The organism is Streptomyces sp. NPDC020875 (assembly GCF_040641415.1).
Lineage (GTDB): Bacteria > Actinomycetota > Actinomycetes > Streptomycetales > Streptomycetaceae > Streptomyces.
Genome location: NZ_JBFADP010000054.1, coordinates 1 through 17,240, shown reverse-complemented (window position 1 = coordinate 17,240; position 17,240 = coordinate 1). Strand labels below are relative to the sequence as shown.

At 72.3% G+C, this 17,240-nt stretch carries 17 protein-coding genes and 1 pseudogene; 9 read left to right on the top strand and 9 right to left on the bottom strand.

Annotation, left to right across the window (positions count from 1 at the left end; translation table 11 throughout):
- Positions 1 to 36 precede the first annotated feature (36 nt).
- The 4 genes from AB0G74_RS27040 to AB0G74_RS27025 all read right to left on the bottom strand — a co-directional run bounded on the left by AB0G74_RS27040 (position 37) and on the right by AB0G74_RS27025 (position 3,120).
- Positions 37 to 312, bottom strand: a complete 276-nt coding sequence (locus tag AB0G74_RS27040) for an acyl carrier protein (protein ID WP_361151102.1) — start codon at positions 310 to 312, stop codon at positions 37 to 39.
- A 34-nt stretch (positions 313 to 346) separates the two neighbouring features.
- Positions 347 to 1,930 (bottom strand): amino acid adenylation domain-containing protein, encoded by a 1,584-nt coding sequence (locus AB0G74_RS27035; protein ID WP_361151099.1) that lies wholly within the window; start codon positions 1,928 to 1,930, stop codon positions 347 to 349.
- Between the two features lie 120 nt (positions 1,931 to 2,050).
- On the bottom strand, positions 2,051 to 2,812 hold the full coding sequence (locus AB0G74_RS27030; RefSeq protein WP_361151096.1) for an LmbU family transcriptional regulator: 762 nt from the start codon (positions 2,810 to 2,812) through the stop codon (positions 2,051 to 2,053).
- Positions 2,813 to 2,904: 92 nt separating this feature from the next.
- Positions 2,905 to 3,120, bottom strand: a complete 216-nt coding sequence (locus tag AB0G74_RS27025; RefSeq protein WP_358822980.1) for an MbtH family protein — start codon at positions 3,118 to 3,120, stop codon at positions 2,905 to 2,907.
- A 501-nt stretch (positions 3,121 to 3,621) separates the two neighbouring features.
- Between AB0G74_RS27025 and AB0G74_RS27020 the strand changes: the two genes are divergently transcribed.
- From AB0G74_RS27020 to AB0G74_RS27010, 3 genes are read left to right on the top strand one after another with little or no spacing between them, the layout of a single operon-like run.
- The gene (locus tag AB0G74_RS27020; protein ID WP_361151092.1) at positions 3,622 to 4,386 is read left to right on the top strand and encodes a thioesterase domain-containing protein; all 765 of its coding nucleotides are present in this window, start codon (positions 3,622 to 3,624) and stop codon (positions 4,384 to 4,386) included.
- Positions 4,373 to 5,197, top strand: coding sequence for an SDR family oxidoreductase (locus tag AB0G74_RS27015; protein WP_361151089.1), 825 nt, complete (start codon positions 4,373 to 4,375; stop codon positions 5,195 to 5,197). The genes AB0G74_RS27020 and AB0G74_RS27015 overlap by 14 nt, the downstream gene beginning before the upstream one ends.
- A gap of 41 nt (positions 5,198 to 5,238) precedes the next feature.
- Complete coding sequence (locus AB0G74_RS27010) at positions 5,239 to 8,145, top strand: non-ribosomal peptide synthetase (RefSeq protein WP_361151086.1); 2,907 nt, start codon at positions 5,239 to 5,241, stop codon at positions 8,143 to 8,145.
- 126 nt (positions 8,146 to 8,271) lie between these two features.
- Here the strand turns inward: AB0G74_RS27010 and AB0G74_RS27005 are convergent, their stop codons facing one another.
- Positions 8,272 to 8,850 carry a hypothetical protein gene (locus tag AB0G74_RS27005; RefSeq protein ID WP_361151083.1) on the bottom strand — a complete coding sequence of 193 codons (579 nt, stop codon included), beginning with the start codon at positions 8,848 to 8,850 and terminating at the stop codon, positions 8,272 to 8,274.
- Positions 8,851 to 9,057: 207 nt separating this feature from the next.
- Between AB0G74_RS27005 and AB0G74_RS27000 the strand changes: the two genes are divergently transcribed.
- On the top strand, positions 9,058 to 9,858 hold the full coding sequence (locus AB0G74_RS27000; RefSeq protein WP_361151080.1) for a hypothetical protein: 801 nt from the start codon (positions 9,058 to 9,060) through the stop codon (positions 9,856 to 9,858).
- Here the strand turns inward: AB0G74_RS27000 and AB0G74_RS26995 are convergent.
- Positions 9,855 to 10,445, bottom strand: a complete 591-nt coding sequence (locus AB0G74_RS26995) for a dihydrofolate reductase family protein (RefSeq protein ID WP_361151077.1) — start codon at positions 10,443 to 10,445, stop codon at positions 9,855 to 9,857. The two genes, AB0G74_RS27000 and AB0G74_RS26995, sit on opposite strands and share 4 nt — an antisense overlap.
- Before the next feature lie 212 nt (positions 10,446 to 10,657).
- Between AB0G74_RS26995 and AB0G74_RS26990 the strand changes: the two genes are divergently transcribed.
- The 4 genes from AB0G74_RS26990 (at position 10,658) to AB0G74_RS26975 (ending at position 14,438) form a co-directional block, all read left to right on the top strand.
- Positions 10,658 to 11,278, top strand: a complete 621-nt coding sequence (locus tag AB0G74_RS26990; protein ID WP_361151075.1) for a class I SAM-dependent methyltransferase — start codon at positions 10,658 to 10,660, stop codon at positions 11,276 to 11,278.
- Positions 11,279 to 11,440: 162 nt separating this feature from the next.
- Positions 11,441 to 12,223 (top strand): hypothetical protein, encoded by a 783-nt coding sequence (locus AB0G74_RS26985; protein WP_361151072.1) that lies wholly within the window; start codon positions 11,441 to 11,443, stop codon positions 12,221 to 12,223.
- 375 nt (positions 12,224 to 12,598) lie between these two features.
- Complete coding sequence (locus tag AB0G74_RS26980) at positions 12,599 to 14,017, top strand: DEAD/DEAH box helicase (protein ID WP_361151070.1); 1,419 nt, start codon at positions 12,599 to 12,601, stop codon at positions 14,015 to 14,017.
- Positions 14,018 to 14,099: 82 nt separating this feature from the next.
- Positions 14,100 to 14,438 carry a thioredoxin domain-containing protein gene (locus tag AB0G74_RS26975; protein ID WP_361151068.1) on the top strand — a complete coding sequence of 113 codons (339 nt, stop codon included), beginning with the start codon at positions 14,100 to 14,102 and terminating at the stop codon, positions 14,436 to 14,438.
- A gap of 100 nt (positions 14,439 to 14,538) precedes the next feature.
- Here the strand turns inward: AB0G74_RS26975 and AB0G74_RS26970 are convergent, their stop codons facing one another.
- Positions 14,539 to 14,931 (bottom strand): hypothetical protein, encoded by a 393-nt coding sequence (locus AB0G74_RS26970; protein WP_361151066.1) that lies wholly within the window; start codon positions 14,929 to 14,931, stop codon positions 14,539 to 14,541.
- Between the two features lie 143 nt (positions 14,932 to 15,074).
- On the opposite strand from AB0G74_RS26970, the gene AB0G74_RS26965 reads away from it, so the two are divergent.
- The gene (locus AB0G74_RS26965; RefSeq protein WP_361151063.1) at positions 15,075 to 16,019 is read left to right on the top strand and encodes a VCBS repeat-containing protein; all 945 of its coding nucleotides are present in this window, start codon (positions 15,075 to 15,077) and stop codon (positions 16,017 to 16,019) included.
- Between the two features lie 296 nt (positions 16,020 to 16,315).
- On the opposite strand, the gene AB0G74_RS26960 is transcribed toward AB0G74_RS26965, so the two are convergent.
- Both AB0G74_RS26960 and AB0G74_RS26955 read right to left on the bottom strand, forming a co-directional pair.
- Positions 16,316 to 16,705: a DUF6205 family protein gene (locus AB0G74_RS26960; protein ID WP_361151061.1), complete on the bottom strand. Its 390-nt coding sequence runs from the start codon at positions 16,703 to 16,705 to the stop codon at positions 16,316 to 16,318.
- Between the two features lie 55 nt (positions 16,706 to 16,760).
- Positions 16,761 to 17,240, bottom strand: a pseudogene (locus tag AB0G74_RS26955) (hypothetical protein); the annotation flags it as partial.

The window sequence follows — 17,240 nt, the reverse complement described above, 5'->3', positions numbered from 1 at the left end:
GGTCGGTATTTATCCGGTCGGCCGGAGCGATGGATATCACCGGGGGGTGACCGCGCCCGGGGCTTCGTCTTCGGCGCCCTCGGTGTTACCGGCCTTCGCCGCCCGCTCGATAAACGCGACGATCGATCGCACCGTGGGATTGCGGAACATCTGATCCACCGGCACTTCGACACCCAGCTCCTCGATATAGGCCATCTGAATCCTGGCCATGATCACGGACTGGCCGCCGAGGGCGAAGAAGTCGTCGTCTGCGGAGATGTCGTCGCGTTCCAGTTCCCGGCACCAGATACGGCGTACCGCTTCGGCAAGCATCGTCTTCCTCTCGGTGGTCGGCGGGAGCCGGTGGCTACCGTCCCGGTCCGTCGTCGGCGTACCGGTCGCGCCAGGCGTCGGCGAGGGCCGCGCGATCGGCTTTTCCATGCGGGCTCAGGGGCAGCCGGGGAATGCTCAGAAAACTGGCCGGAACCATGTTCCGGGGCAGGGTCTCCAGAAGCCGGGCACGCAGTTCGTCCCCGGTACGGCCGTCGCCCGCCGGGACGACGAAGGCGATCAGCCGGACTTCGCCCGAGCCGGTGCGGACGGCCACCACGGCGGCCTCCCGGACTCCGGCGATCCGGCCCAGGGCGCGCTCGACATCGGCCGGGTCGATCCGGGTGCCGCAGATCTTCACCTGGGCGTCCAGCCGCCCGGCGACGACGAGTTGGCCCGTCTCGGTCACCCGGCCCCGGTCACCCGTGCGGTACAGGCCGCGCGGTACGCCGTCGACCGGGGCCGTGGTGAAGCGCCCGGATTCGGGGCCGCCGTTGAGGTAGCCCGCGCCGACGCCGGTGCCGAAGATGCAGATCTCGCCGTACTCCCCCGGCCCGACGCCCCGCAGCCGTTCGTCGGCGATCAGGACGCCGGTGTTGTGGGCCGGGGTGCCGACCGGGGGGATGTCGTCTTCGTCCGGCCGGTAGCCCGACAGGTCGTACGAGGTCGCGACGTCGGTGCACTCGGCGACGCCGTACTGGTGCAGCAGGGTGCAGGCGGTGCCGTCCCGCCGGGCCCAGTCCATGATCCGCTCACCGCGCAGCGGCTCCCCGCCGAACAGGATGTGATCCAGCCGCGCGAGGGCGTCACCGCCGCGCGCGGTCTCCCATTCGACCAGCAGATACAGGGTGCTGGAAGCGCAGTGCACCACCCGGATGCCGTACCGGCCCAGCAGCCGGTGGGCGAGTGCCGGGTCGAAGTTCCGGCTGGTCATCAGATGCTGGGTGGCGCCGCAGAACAGGGGCGCCATCAGGGCGCGCTGGGAGAGGTCGAAGCCGAAGGCGCTGACGACCAGATGGCTCGATCCCCGGTGCATCCGGTAGTCGGTCCGGAGCCAGTTCAGCAGATTGAACCAGCCCTCGTGGCGTACGGCCGTCACCTTCGGGACCCCGGTCGAACCCGAGGTGAAGACCGCGTAGCAGATGTCGTCGCCGGAGATCGCGACGGCGGGATCGGTCGCCGGGAAGTCCGCCGTCCGCCCGGCCCCCCGGTCGAGGAGGATCACCTCGGCATCGGCCGATTCGACCAGGGCGGCCGTCTCCGGGGAGGCCACGATCAGGGCGAGACCGGGGACCTGGCCGAGCAGCAGCCGCAGCCGTGCCGCCGGATAGGCCGGGTCGAACGGGACGTAGGCCGCGCCCGCCTTCAACGTGCCGAGCAGGGCGACGACCATGTCGACCGAGTAGTCGAGGCAGATTCCGACGAGGGTGCCCCGGCCGTGGCCCCGGGCGCCGAGGAAGTGCGCGAACCGGTTGGCCCGTGCGTTCAGCTCGCCGTAGGTCACCCGTTGTTCGCCGTGGACGACGGCGACGGCGCCGGGGGCGGCGGCGGCGTGCGTCTCGAACCGCCGGTGTACGAGGGGCGCCGGGGGCAGGGCGACCCGCTGTCCCTGAAGAATCATCAATCGGCTCCGATGGGTAGCGCGCGTCCGGCCGGGCACCGGGGTCGTGGCGGTCCGCGGCCGGTGCCGTGGGGGTGCACCGGACGTGGCGATCGTCGGTACGCGGCCGGGGCCGGGTGCTCAGACGGGGCGCCGCCCGGCGGCGTCCAGGACCCGGGTCACCCACTGGCCGACGGGCAGGCCGTGGGCGGCGGCGGCCTCGGCGTAGTGGTCGAGTTGTCCGGCGGAGAGTTCGATGGTGAGCGTCGTACCCGCCGGGGGCCGCTCACCGGCTCCGGCTCCGGCTCCGGCTGCGACCGTGGCCGTGGCCGCTGCTCCGGCTCCGGCTGCGGCCGTGGCTCCGGCGGGTGGTGGGGTGGTGCCCGGCTGCCGGTCGCCGGGAGCCGGCAGGGTCCCGGCTGGTCCCGACTGCTCCGCGAGACCGGCCCTGACCGCCCGGCGCAGCTCGTTCCGCGACCACTTGCGCTGTTCGGCCCGGCGCAGCCAGTAGTCCTGCTCCGGCGGCGACAGCCGGGTCACCTCGGCGTGATGGGCGAAGCTGAGGGTGTCCCGGCGGCGGTCGTGCTCGAACCGCCGGGCCACCCAGGCGTAGTTGCGCAGGGTCTGGTAGTCGAGCCCGGTACGCTCGATCGCCTCCCGGTAGCGCCGCCAGCCGTAGGCGGCCTCGCCGAAGACCAGCCAGTCGCCGAGCCACCAGGCGGAGGAGTTCGACAGCTCGCGCAGACTGGATCCGATCCGCTCCCAGGACCGTTCCGACAGCGTCTCCGGGAAGATCATCCCCGTCTTCCGTACCTGTGTCTGCTTGCCGACGAACGACAGCACGACATCGCGCTGCGCGGGGTCGCCGCCGGTGGCCGACGGCATCGTTCCGGGTCCGCTCACGGTTCTCACAGGGTGTCCTCCACAGCCTTCTCTCCCCGTCGAGGTGTTCGTCCGGACGTCGACGGACCGCCCGGCCGGGCCGGAGGGGGCGGTCAGTCCGCCGCCATGGCCTCCCGCAGGCTCCGGGGGCGCAGGTCGGTCCAGTTCCGCTCGACGTACTCCAGGCACTCGGCCCGGGACGCCTCGCCGAAGACCACCCGCCAGCCCGCGGGCACCTCGGCGAACAGCGGCCACAGGGAGTGCTGGTCCTCGTCGTTCACCACGACGTGGAAACGGCCGTCCTCGTCATCGAAAGGGTTCGTACTCACCACTGCCACCGTCCTCGATCGTCACGGGGGTCCTGCCGGGGAAATCGGAAATCGCCGGTGCGGGCGCTGGTTCCCGGGGTCGGCTTCGTCCTGTCGACGGGACACCCGGCATCCACGGCGGCCCGGAATGCTGACGCCACGCTAAGTGCCGTCCGGCGGCGTCGCAAGGACGGCGGGAAAGCCGTTCTCCCGGTCACCGGACCGGATCTGTATCCCCCCGGTGTTCTGTGCCACGATGGCGGAGCCGGACCCGTGTCCGGGCCCGCTCGAAATGCGTGCCGTAGTCGATTCGGCCCATCGGGCGCGGGAATGGGCGGGGAATCGCGCGGTAAGGGAATTCCGGTGCCGAATTCCCCGGAGAGCTCCCCGGCGCCCCGCCGCCCGAACTCCGGCATTACGGCGGTACGGCGGTACGGCGTCGCGCACGGTTCGACATCCACCATCCATCCGCCCCCGACGGCCGTCAGAAACCGTACGGGAGCCCCGCCTGGAGGCGATGCAGTGACCAAGCCGACGACTTCGGAGCGGGACGGGGTCCCCTTGCTCTGTCTTCCGTTCGCCGGGGGCGGCGCGAACTTCTTCCACCCGTGGAACAAGACGGGTCTCCGCGGCGTCGTGGCGGCACCGCTCGCACTCCCCGGCCGGGAGCGCCTGCTGGACGAGGAGCCGTACCGGGATGTGCACCGGGCGGCGGACGGACTGCTTCCGGCGGCGCTGGACGCGGCGGGGGACGGTCCCGTCGCCCTCTTCGGGCACTGCTTCCTCGGTGCGGTGCTCGCCTATGAACTCACCCGCCGGATCACCGCGGTCTCCGGTGTCGAGGTGGTCCGGCTGTTCGTCAGCGCCGCGCGCCCGCCGTCCGCCGGACCGGCCAGTGATGTGTCGGCGCTCTCCGACGACGCCTTCCTCGCCCATGTCGAGAAGACCACCGGACGGAGTTACCCCGCCTTCGACGTACCGGAGATCCGGGAGCTGCTGCTGCCGACGCTGCGGGCGGACTTCGCGATGGACGAGGGCTACCGGCCGGGCGACGGAGGTCCGCTCGACGTGCCGGTGACCGCCGTGTACGCCACCGGCGACGCGTTCGTGTCCCGGGCCGACGTGGACCGCTGGCGGGAGGTGACGACCGGCGGTTTCGACCTGGTCGGGGTCGACGGGGGCCATATGTACCCGGCGGACGACCCCGGGCCGCTGCTGGAACTGATCTCCACGACCGTCGCCGGGGGCCCCGGCCGTCCGGAGGAGGCCGTCCATGGCGCTGCGTGAGAAGACCGTGGTGATCACCGGGGCGGCCCGGGGCATCGGCCGGGCGTGCGCCGTCCGGGCGGCCGAGGAGGGCGCGGATCTCGTCCTGGTCGACATCTCCGGCGATCTGCCGGAGATCCCCTACCCTCTGGGTTCCGCGGACCAGTTGGAGCGGACCGCGCGGCTCTGCCGCGAGTACGGGGCGGCCGTACTGGTAGCCCCGGCCGATGTCCGTTCGGCCGAAGCGGTCGCCTCGGCGATCACGGCCGCGGTGGACCGGTTCGGCCGGATCGACGCGCTGATCAACAACGCGGGAGTGGGGGCGCCCTCCGGGCGGCCCGCCCACGAGGTCACCGAGGACGAGTGGCGGGTGATGCTGGAGGTCAACCTCTCCGGGCCCTGGCGGCTGATCACCGCGGTCGCCCCGGTGATGCTGGCCCAGCGGGCGGGCAGCATCGTCAATGTCGCCTCGACCGCCGGTCTCGTGGGCTATCGCCACTTCGCCGGCTATGTCGCCTCCAAACACGGACTGGTCGGTCTGAGCAAGGCCGCGGCGCTGGACTACGCGCCCGCGAACATCCGGGTCAACGCCCTCTGTCCGGGGCCGGTCCGGGACGACCCCGCCGTGGACGGCCAGATGACGGCGGTCGTCGCCGACGCGCTCGGCATCAGCTACGAGGAGCAGGAGGCGGTCTATCTGGAGTCGGTGGCGACCGACTCCCTGGTCGACCCGGCCGATGTCGCGGGCGCGGCGGTCTGGCTGGCCGGGGACGACTCCCGGATGGTCACCGGAACGGTGGTCACCGTCGACGCCGGTTTCACCGCCCGCTGACCCCGCAGGACTTCTCCCCGGTCCCAGCCAAAGGAGTGAGTGTGTCCGTCCCCAGCGCAGCGGCCGGCGGGATGCCCCCGGCCGGTCTCCCGGACGATTCACCGAGCGGCCGGCCGCTCGCCCAGGTCTGCCACAGTCTGGTCCGGCGGCTGCCCACCGGGACCGGCGCGGCCTCGGTACGTACGGCCCTCGACTCCCTGATGGATCGTCACACCGCTTTCCGGGGCGTACGGCTGTTCGCCGAGCGGCTCGACATGGGCGCGGGCGACCCGGTGGCCCGGATCCGCCGCGAGCGGGAGGCGGGCCGTCCGGTCGACGGCGATCCGGTCGTCGCGCGGGCCGTCGTCCTGGGCTATGCCGACGGCGAGGCGGATCTGGTGCTGGTGGCGGACCGCCGGGTGGCGGCGGACCGGCGGGCCCTGAACAGGCTGGCCTCGGCGCTGGCCGGGCCCGGATCGCCCGTCACACCGCCGAAGGCGCCAGCCCCGGCGACCGGTGCCGTGTCCCGGATCCGTACCCCTGCCCGGATCACCGACGGGGCGGACCCGCTGCCGTGGGGGCTCGGCGATCCGGACCGGGCGGGCCTGATCCGTACCGTGAAACTGGCCGCCGCGAAAGTCGCGGCCGATACCGCGCCCGCACTGCTGGTGGCGGCCACCGCCCTGGTCCTCGCCCGCTACGGCGCCTCGCGACAGGCCGCGTTCGGGCTGCTCGCCGAACGGCCGGGGGCCGGGGAAGTGGAGTCCGCCGTCACTCTGCCCGTACGGGACGGGGCCACGGTCGCCGAACTGCTCGGCGCGGCGGCCGACCGGATGGCATCGGGCGGCGAGCCGCTATCGGAGTCGACCCCGGTCCGGGTCCTGCTGACCGAGGAGCGGCCGGGCGAGAGCTACCGGCCCGCCGTCGCCCCCGGCTTTCCGGCGACCCTGGACTGGCGGTACGACCCGGACGGCACCGTCGGCGGTGTGCTCCACCACGACGAGGGCGCCGTCGCCCCGGCCGTCGCCCGCCAGTTCGCCGGACACCTCGACCGGGCCGTACGCGAGCTGGCCGACGCCCCCGCCACGACCGTACTCGGCGACATCGCGCTGGTCACCGCCGAAGAGGCCGCCGCTGTCCGGGCCGCCGGGCGCACACCCGCCAGGGACGGTACGCCCCCCGTGCCCCTCCACGAGACCTTCCGCGCGGTAGCGGCCGCCCAGCCGGACGCCCCCGCGCTCTCCGGCCCGGGCGGCACGCTCGACTACGCCGGGCTCGACGCCCGCTCCGACACGGCGGCCGGTGCGCTGCGGGCCCGTGGCGTACGGCCGGGTGACCGGGTCGGTGTCTGTCTCGACCGCGATACCGATCTGGTGGTGACCCTGCTGGGGATCCTCAAGTCCGGTGCCGCGTACGTCCCGATGGACGCCGGGTATCCGGCGGACCGGCTGATCCACACGGTCACCGACGCCGGTCTGCGGATCGTGGTGTCGTCCGCGCCGGACTTCCCCGCCGTGGCCGGGGTGACGGTACTGTCCCCGGCCGAACTGTCGCGGACCGACGACGGCCCGGTCACCACCACGGCCACCGCCACCGATGCCGACGCCATCGCCTACGTCATCTACACCTCGGGCTCCACCGGGCGGCCCAAAGGAGTCGCGGTACCCCACCGCAATGTCCACGCCCTGCTCTCTGCCACCGCCGACGACTTCGGCCTCACCCCCGAGGACACCTGGACGCTCTTCCACTCCAGCGCCTTCGACTTCTCCGTCTGGGAGATCTGGGGCGCCCTGCTCACCGGTGGGCATCTGGTCGTGGTGCCGTACTACGTCTCCCGGAACCCCGAGGAATTCCACGACCTGCTGGTCCGGTATCGCGTCACCGTCCTCAGCCAGACCCCGTCCGCCTTCGCCGCCCTCAAGGAGGCCGACCAGCGCGCTCCGGCCGCCGTCGCGGTGCGGCTGGTCGTCTTCGGCGGCGAACCGCTGGACGTACGGATCCTCCGGGACTGGTTCCGCGGCCATCCGCACACCCGCTGCCGGGTGGTCAATATGTACGGCATCACGGAGACCACCGTCCATGTCACCGCCCACACCGTCACCCCGCCCGATCTCGCCACCGGCTCCCGTACCGTCGGCCGGGCACTGCCCGGCTGGTCGGTCTCCGTACGCGACACGGCGGGCCGGGTCCAGCCCTTCGGCGTCCCCGGCGAGATCTGGGTCGGCGGCGCGGGCGTGGCCGACCGCTATCTCGGCCGGGACGAGCTGACGGCGGCCCGGTTCGTCATCGACCCCGCCACCGGGGAACGGGTCTACCGCAGCGGCGATCTGGGCCGGCTGCGCCCGGACGGCCGACTGGACCATCTCGGCAGGATCGACGACCAGGTCAAGGTGCGCGGCTTCCGGATCGAACTCGGCGAGATCCGCTCGGTCCTGCTGGAGGACGACGGCGTCACCGCGGCGGCGGTCGTCCTCGGCGGCGACCCCGGCGACCCGGCGGGGGTACGGCTGGACGCGTATGTCGTCCCCCGGGACGGGAGCGTGTCCATGGCGGACGTCCGCCGGCGCGCGGCCCGCCGTCTCCCGGAGTACATGGTGCCCGCCACCTTCACCCCGCTGTCCGAACTGCCGCTCACCGTCAACGGCAAGTTCGATGCCGACGGGCTGGCGCCGGAAGCCGTCCCGGACCCAGGGCCGACGCCCGCCGCCGACTCCGGAGAACCGGCGGACGACCCGGTCCTGAAGGTCTGGCGGGAGATCCTCGGCGACCATATCGGCCCCCATGACGACTTCTTCACCACCGGCGGCAACTCCCTGCTCGCCGTCCGGCTCTCGGGTGCGCTGCGCAGAGCCGGACTGCCCCCGGTGTCGCTGCGCGAACTGCATATCCACCCGACCCCCGCCGAGGTGAGCGCGCTGATCGCCGGACGCGCCCCGGCCGGTGAGCCGCCCGGCCCGGCCCCGGTCTGACGGCCCCGGCCGCGGTCCGGGGCCCGCCGGTCCGGGCCGGGGCGGCTCACAGCGCCGCGCTCCGCGAGGTCCCCGCCGCCTGACGGGCGGCGGCGGGGACGTCCTCACAAGCCCGAAGGCTCGCGGCTAGTTGAATTCGAGGGCGCTGATGCGGTCGTTCATCGCGTTGCCCACATAGGTCGTGTCGGAGGTGTAGTACTGGGTCGCACCGCTGTAGTCGCCGTGCTCCCACCCCCGGATGTAGCAGTTGCCCGCGAGCTGGATGGAGCTGATGGCGTCGTTCCAGTCCCCGAGGCCGGTCCAGCGCCAGTCCCAGCGCCCGTTGTTGTAGCAGGGGTTGGCCGCCCTGGCGATCCAGGTGGGACCCGAGTAGTTGGCGTCCCAGTAGAAGACCCCGATGACATGCGACGCGTTCGCGGCGCGGGCGGTGCCGGTGCCCGTGGAAGCGTTGAGCTTCTCCGGGAAGTTCTTGTCCTTCGCCGCCGTCTTCTGCGTGGCGTCGGTGACCCGGCCGCCGGTCGCCGCGGCGACGCTCTCGCGGAAGGTGTCGTAGCAGGTGGTCTTGCCGGTGTCGAGATCGCCGACACAGTGGGAAGCGGTGGCCTCGCCCTGCGGGGCCTGGGCCGCGACGGCCGGAACCGGCGCCAGGAACACGCTCGCACACGCGACGGTCACCAGGCCGGTCATACCGGTTCTTAATCTCACGTGCTTCTCCCTCACGCTGGACGTGCGCCGGTCGTTCCGGACCGGTACGGCGGTGCGCCCGGTGGCGTACCGGGGTGGAAGAGGAGGAACCCCCACCGGAGGTTGCCCCGTCCACGGACTTGGCGCGAAAGCGATCTCCACCCGGTGACGGCCGACGGCGTTGTCCGACCCCTCTGGCAGAATCCGCGGATACCGACCGAGGGGGAGATGGTGTCGCGTCAGCTCTGGGGCCTGAGCCCGCGGTCGTGGCTGATCCTCGCGGTCTTCACCACGGCTCTCCTGACCCTGGTGGGCCTGCCCGCCCTCTCCGACCGGCCGGACCGCCCGGACCCTTCCGCCGCCGGGCCAGAATTGACGCCCGTCGCCCCCCGCCCCGACCGGAAGCTCACGGGCGGAGCGACGGCCAGGCTGTCCCGGTGCGGTACGCGGGCAGACCTCTACCCCCCGGCGCGGGGAACCGGGGAACGGAAAGGCGGCCCCGACCTGACCGTGCTCAGCTGGTCGACGAACGACACCGCCGCCCCGGACGGCGACGGCATCACCCTGACGGTGTTCGCGGCCGTCCGCGCCGGTGAACGGCCGCTGCGGATCGCGGCCCCGGCCTTCGCCGGCCGGGGCACCGTGGAGGTCGTCTCCCCCTTCGGCAGCGGTGTCAGCGCCTCGGCCGTCGGCCTGGGCGCGACGGTCGTCGAGGACGGACCGGGCATGCGACCGGTGAGACCACCGGCCTCCGGATCGCACCACATCGCCCCCGGCAAACGGCTGCTCCTCCAGGTGAACGTCCCGGCGGAGGCCATGTGCCCCGGTCTGAACCCCATCGATGTGATCGCCTGTTCCCCCGAGGAAGCCGAGTCCCCGGACGAAGCCTGCCCCACCCTCGTCCTCACCTTCACGGACCCGGCCGTACGCGCCTACCGCGCCCAGGGCTCCGAGCGTCCCCCCGGAACATTCAGCGACCGCCTGATCGGCGCCCTGCCGAACCCCGCCGTATCCGCCCCACGAGCCTAGGTTCGGTCGATTCCGCCGGGCGGGCGCACCACGCGATAGCGGAGATAGACGGCCTGCGACGAGCTGAAGGTCCGGCTCTCGACCAGTCGCAGGTCCACCCGGCGCCCGTCCCGGGGGAAGAACGGCGTACCGCCGCCGACGAGGACCGGGTAGACCACGGCCCGGTACTCGTCGATCAGTCCCGCCTCGGCCGCCGCGGCGGCGAGCGACGCTCCGCCGATCGCGATATCGCCCTCCCCGGGTTCGGCCCGCAGCCGCTCGATCTCCTCCGTCAGGCTGCCGGAGGCCAGCCGGGTACGGCCCCGGACCGACCGCAGGGTGCTGGAGAACACGACTTTCGGGAGCGACTTCCAGAGCGCGGCCCACTCCAGTGTCGGGAAGTCGAGTGAGGGGTTCTGGTCGGCGGTCTCCCAGTACAGCATCGTCTCGTAGAGTCGTCTTCCCAGCAGGTGGACGCCGAGTTGTCGGGTCTCCTCGGTCCAGAAACGGAAAACCTCCTCGTCCGGGACCGTCCAGTCGAAGCCACCGCCCGGGTCCGTGATGTAGCCGTCGAGCGAAACGCTCATCGCGTAGGTCACACTGCGCATCAGAAGTCCTCCTCGGTGCCGGGTCCGACGGTACGGCCCGTACGACCCGGAGTTCATCGCGGCTCACCGCGTCCGTAGGGGACGGCTGGGCACCCGCCCGCCCCCGTGCAGCCGGTTGCCGGGAGCATCGGCCTCGGGGCCCGTCCTTCAACCGTTGCTGCCCCCGCGATACTCGTTCGCCGCCGCCGTCGCCGGTGACTAGCGTCTCGGCCATGGACATCTCAGATCCCAAGGACCTGGTCCGGCGAGGGTACGACGCGGCCTCCGCGCGGTACGACGAGGCGTACGGCGCCGAGACCAAGTACCGGTCGCTCCTCGGCGACCTCCGCCGGCGGATCCCGGCCGGCGGGACGGTGCTGGACCTGGGCTGCGGAAGCGGGGTGCCCGTCGCGCGGACCTTGGCCGCCGCCGGTTACCGGGTCGTCGGCGTCGACATCAGTGCCGTACAGATCCGCCGGGCCCGGGAGCGGGTGCCCGGGGCGGAGTTCCTTCACGCCGATGCCACGACCGTCCGCTTCGCCCCCGCTTCCTTCGACGCCGTCGTCTCCCTCTACGCCCTGATCCACATCCCCCTGGCCGAGCAGCCGCCTCTGCTGCGGAGGGCCGCCGAGTGGCTCCGCCCGGGAGGCTGTTTCGTGGCCACCACGGGACACGGCGAGTGGACCGGCACCGAGGAGGACTGGCTCGGCAGCGGCGCCCCGATGTGGTGGAGCCACGCGGATGCCGCCACCAACCGCGAGTGGCTGGAGCAGGCCGGACTGACGGTCGAACAACAGGAGTACGTCCCCGAGGGCGACAGCGGCCACACCCTCTTCCGGGCCCGCCGCCCCTGACCCGGCCCGCCGCGACGGCCGAGCGTGCCGGTGGCACAATCCGCTGGTCAGGACGGGCGCCTGGTGCGAAGATCGTTCCGGCCGAGGTCCCGCCCGTGTCGTCGAGCGGTGGACCATGCGGCCCCGTGCCCTGCCACCGCCCCGTCCGCCGGAGTCGTCCCCGTGTCTGCCCTGCCGCGTCGCGCCACCCGTTCCTCCTCCCTCATCGCCCTGGCCCTTCTGGCGCTCGGCACCGCCGGGTGCTCCGCGAACGGCCGCCCGGGTGAGCAGCACTCGTGGGCGAAGGCGGGCGTGCCCGCCTTCGAAGCCCTCTACAGCGCCTCGTCGGTCACGATCGACATGAAAGCGCGGCGCGACGGCCTGGACGTACACGGCACCTTGCAGATCGGCCGGGGCAAGGAGTGCCGGGCCGAGGTGACCTCCGGGCGGGGCGGCGAGGTCCGGGTGATTCGGACCGCCGACGGCACGGCCTACATCCAGGTCGACGAGGCGCAGATCAGATCCGGCGGCGGGAACCGGCCGCGGCAGCGGGTGGAGGCCGATGTCCGGCTGTTCGCCGGGCGCTGGCTGAAGGCCGACCCGTCCGCGCCCATGACGCGGCAGATCGTCCAGTACTGCGACATCCGGAAGCTGATACCCGCCGATCACACCGAGATCGAGGAGGTCGACCTGACCGGCACCGTCACCGGGGACGGCCGCCGGATCCGTTTCGCCGCCAAGGAGGACGGGGTGATGATGCGGGTATTCGTCAACCGGGGAGAGAACCCGACGGTGCACAAGATCGAGCAGATCGGCGGGGAACGGCCGATGAGCGCCGTCTTCTCCGACTTCGGAGAGCCGATCCAGGTCGGTCATCCCCCCGCGGACGAGGTCCTCACCCCGGACGAGATACGGACCCTGTACCGGGACAGCGTCGCCGACCTCGCCCGGTCCGAGTCCGGCTGACCGGCCGCTGCCCGGAGTGATCCGGCCGGGGTGCCGAGCGGCGTCACGGTGCCCCGGTGACGACCGCTGCCCACCGCGAAGCCGAGCTGTTCGGCGGTGATCACTACGACGGGTCGGCCTGGCGGTCACGCAGGGTGAGCGCGCCCTGAAGGGTGTCGGCCCCCGCTTCGTACGGTCCCGTCTGCCGAAGGACGGCACACCCCTGTCACCGGATTACCGGGACAGCCGCGGGGAGCGGGTCCGGCGCCGGGCCGGGAGGCGGTCGGCCCGAGGGCCGCGCTGGTAAAATCGGGGGATACCCGCAGACTGCCTGGGCCCGTGCCGGACAAGGTACGGGCCCGGTCCGTGCGGGGCACCGAAACGTGAAAGGACTCCATGAAGGCGAAGCAGCCGGCCTCCCGACGCTCCGGACCCGGCAGGTCCGACCAGGAGAGTGCGCCGCGGGGCGAGCTGTCGGTGCCGGGGACGTCGGCGCCCGGCCTTCCGCCCGCCGCGTCCTTCGCCGAGCTGGATCTTCCGGCCGAGCTGACGGGAGTACTGGCGCGGCTCGGGGTGGAGGACCCGTTCCCGATTCAGGCGGCCACCCTGCCGAGCGCGCTGGCCGGGCGGGATGTCCTGGGCCGCGCGCGGACCGGCTCGGGGAAGACTCTCGCCTTCGGGCTGGCGCTCCTGGCGCGTACGACGGGCCTGCGCGCCGAGCCGAAGCGCCCTCTCGCGCTGGTCCTGGTGCCGACGAGGGAACTCGCGCAGCAGGTGAGCGAGGCGCTGAAGCCGTACGCGGAGGCGCTCGGGCTGCGGTCGGCGACCGCGGTCGGCGGGCTGGCGATCAACCGGCAGGTGGCCGCGCTCCGGGCCGGTGCCGAGGTCCTGGTGGCGACGCCGGGGCGGCTGGCCGATCTCGTCGCCCGGCGGGACTGCCACCTGGACCGGGTGCGGATCGCGGTACTGGACGAGGCGGACCAGATGTGCGATCTGGGTTTCCTGCCGCAGGTCACGGAGACCCTGGACCAGGTGCCCACCGGCGGGCAGCGGATGCTGTTCTCCGCGACGCTCGACCGGAATGTCGATCACCTGGTCGAGCACTATCTGACCGAGCCGGTGCTCGCCACGGTCGACCGGGCGGAGGGCTCGGTCGCGACGATGGAGCACCACGTACTCAACGTCCATCCCGCCGACAAGCTCGCGACCGCCACCGAGATCGCCGCCCGGGACGGCCGGGTCCTGATGTTCCTGGACACCAAGCACGGTGTGGACCAGTTCACCCGCCATCTGCGGAGCAGCGGCATCGAGGCGGCCGCCCTGCACAGTGGTAAGTCGCAGCCGCAGCGCACGCACACCCTGGCCCGGTTCAAAGAGGGAGCGATCACGGTACTGGTGGCGACCAACGTCGCCGCCCGCGGTATCCATATCGAGCACCTGGACCTCGTGGTCAACGTGGATCCGCCCGCCGACCCCAAGGACTACCTCCACCGCGGCGGGCGCACCGCGCGGGCCGGGGAGTCCGGTCGCGTGGTCACACTGGTCACGCCCGGCCAGCGCCGGGACGTGAACCGGATGATGTCGGACGCGGGCATCCGGCCCACGGTCACCCAGGTTCGCTCCGGTGAGGAGCGGCTGACCGGTATCACCGGTGCGAAGCGCCCGCCGGTGCGGGACAAGGCGAAGACCGGCAACGCGGCGTTCCGGGGCCTGGGCACCCGCACGGGCCGCCCGCCCAAGGAATCCCGCAAGGCCGCGGAGGCCCGCACGATGGCGGAGGCCCGCAGGGCCGCCCGAGCGCGCAAGGGCCGCTGACATGCGGTGCGCGTAGCCGCGGTCCGAAGTACCAGAAGGGGCACCCGCTGTCCCGTACCGAGTGGAGCGTCGAGGAGTGCGGATGGCGAGCAGGATCCATCAACCCCGGGAGGACGCCGAGTTCGAGTTCGTCCTGGCGCGGGCGGACGTGCCGGTGCTCGCGTACTTCTACGGAGTGTGGCCCAAGGCCGTGGCGGCGTGCAAGGAGATGGAGCCCCTGGTGCGGGAGGTGGCCGACGCCTACCGGGGCAGGCTGATCGTCGTACGGGCCGATATCGCGAGGTGCCCCGGGCCGGTGCGGCGGTACGGCGTCACCGGCGCGCCCTTCTTCGTACTGATCGACCGGGGCGAGGCGACTACGGCCGGGAGCGGTCCGATGACCGGAGCCGCGCTCGGGGAGTTCCTGGACGCCCGTCTGTGAGCAGGGGTCGTCCCGGCCGGTGAGGGGGCGGCCCGCGGCGAAGGGCCCGGGGCGCCATCGGCCCCGCTCCCTGAGGTCACCGGTGGGAGTTCCGGGCGCCCTACCAGTACGTGGCCGGTCCCGCGACGACCCATCCGGCGTCGGTGGCCCTGACCCTGAAGCCCAGTGCCACCTCGATGATCCGCGCGCGATAGGTGATCTCGACATAGACACTGCTGTCGGTGAGACCCCAGTGGAAGTCCGCGGGACTCAGTTCGCCCAGCCAGGACAGGTCCCGCTCCCACTCGTCGGCGGCGGGGCTGTCGTCCGCCTCGTCCCCGTCGGCGTCGGCCGCGACGGACTCGCCGTACAGCGATTTCAGCACATGACGGACCGGGTAGTGATCGATGAGCTGTTCGGCCTCGGGGATCCTTCCGGCTCGGAGCAGGTCGAAGTATCGCCGAACGACAGCTTCGAATTCGGCCTTGGCGGGGTGCTCCGTCCAGATCCTCACCACGAGATCATACGAATCGGGTAACCGCCCCAGCGGTGAGGCGAGTTCGAGTTGACCGCCGCAATGTGCATGGCAAGGATGACAGCCGCAGTGAACCTTCCAGGGGGGAACGTTCACTCCCGACCCTTTCGGAGCGGCATTTCATGGCAACAACTGCTCTCGGCCACACCAACGCGCTGTCCCGGCTCACCGTAGCGGCCGTCACGGCCGCCCTCGTCGCGACGGGCACGAACGCCGTCGCGGCCGACGAACCCCGGAACGCGTCGAAGGCCCGTGAGACGGCCTCCAGGCTCGCCGAGTCGGGTCCCGCCGCGCAGGCTCCGGCCGCGCGGAGCGCCTCCGCGGCGAATGCCCCGACCGTCGAACACCGGTACCTGTACGGGATCTCCGGTGCCACGCTCTACGAGTACCGGCCCGACGGCCGTGGCGGCTACGGTCCGCGGGCCCTCTGGGACCAGGAGTGGGACTACTACCGCAACGCCGCCCAGGTGAACAACGACGGCGACGCGAACGCCGACGACGCGTGGCTCTGGTCCGTCTACGGCGAGCTGTTCTACATCTCCGGCGAGGCGCCCTATGTCTACGTCGGGGGCGGCTGGAACATCTACAACAAGGTGATCTCGCCGGGCAGTCTGGGTGGCGCCGCGAGCGCCGACCTGATCGCCCGCGACGGTTCCGGGAACCTCTGGCTCTATCTCGGTTACAGCGACGGCAAGCTGACCGGGCGCACCCTCATCGGCACGGGCTGGAACATCTACAGCCAGATCTCCGGCTACGGCGACCTGACCGGCGACGGCCGCGCCGACATCGTCACCGCCGACAAGTCCGGCGTCCTGTGGCTCCACCCCGGCAGTGGTGACTACAAGAAGCCGTTCGACGCCCGTATCAAGATCGGCGGCGGCTGGAACAGCTTCACCTACCTGGCGGGCGTCGCCGACCTCGACCTCGACGGCAAGAACGACATCATCGCCCGCGACAAGTCCGGTGCCCTGTACCGCTACTCGGGCACCGGCAGCGCCAGGGCCCCGTTCAAGCCCAAGGTCAAGATCGGCACCGGGGGCTGGAACACGTACCGCGTGCTCTTCTGACCGGAACGCGAGCGAGGAGGCGGGGGACGGCACTGGGGGCGGCCCGGCCGGACTGAGGCGTATCCCCCGCCTCCTCGGCCGTGCGGGCGAACCCACGGTACGCCTCTCCCGCCGACTGGCCCGCCACGCGCCGGACAAAGAGCTGCCCGGCCCGCCGACCGTGAAGAGGAACGGAAGGTGACAGACGAGGACCCGGCTTCCCCGGCACACCGACCACATCGGCGCTGCCGACCCGGATCAGTGTTCCGGTGTGCCGGTCCTGACGCACCGGGCGGAACCGGCCGGGCGGGGCACAGCTAGAACGGCTCGTCGCCCGGGGTGTCGTCGGGCGGCCAGTGGACCTCGGCGCGCTGGATGACGGCCCGGCCGTTGCGGACCCGGATCCGCCACAGCTCCTGCGGGGTGTCACCCGTGCATTCGAGCTGGCCGGTGAAGACGTGGCCGGGGAACGCGTCGACGGCGACTTGGACTTGGTGGGCCAGCGCGTAGGTGTCGCCGCGCCGGGCTTCCAGCCGGGACGCTGTCGACTCGGCGCGCGGGCCGTCCGGCTGGTCGAGGCGGAGGACGAGGTCGCAGCCGTACGGCGGGGCCTCGGGGGTGTCGGGGTGGAACGGGCTTCCTGCGGTGCGCTCGGAGGGCAGGGGCGGGGTGATGGTGTAGCCGCCGGAGGCAAGGGTCGTATGCATGAGGGTGTCCTCTTGTACGGGGTGTAGGCGGCGGAAACGGCCGGTGCCGGGCCGGTCAGCCGAAGGTGGCGTTGAGCGTCTCGGCACTGGCTTTGATGTCGTGGCTGAGGGTGACCTCGTGGTGGGGCAGTTCGTCGAGGTGGTCGAGGACGGTGTCGCGCTGGGCCGGGGCGTCGGGTGCCCCGGCCAGGAGTCCGAGGACGTCGGGGTAGCGGTCGTCGGCGTGGGCGGTGAAGAAGTCCCCCCGGCCGACGCGGCGGTCGGTCGGGGCGGCGCAGGGGTCGGCGCCCGGAACGACGCGGGGCAGGAGGATCCGGGACACGGTCGCCTCCTGCCGTGCCAGCGGGAGGCCGAGCCAGCGTTCGAGCTGGCGCGGCGCGAACTGCGCCTTCAGCTCGCGCCCGTTCTTGGACCGGATGGGTTCGCGGGATCCGGTGGTGAGGGCGGCGGTGACCCGCTCGTGCTGGGTGGGGTGGAGGTGCTGGCCGTTCCGGATTCGACCGGACACCTGGTCGTACAGTCCAAGGGCGTCGAG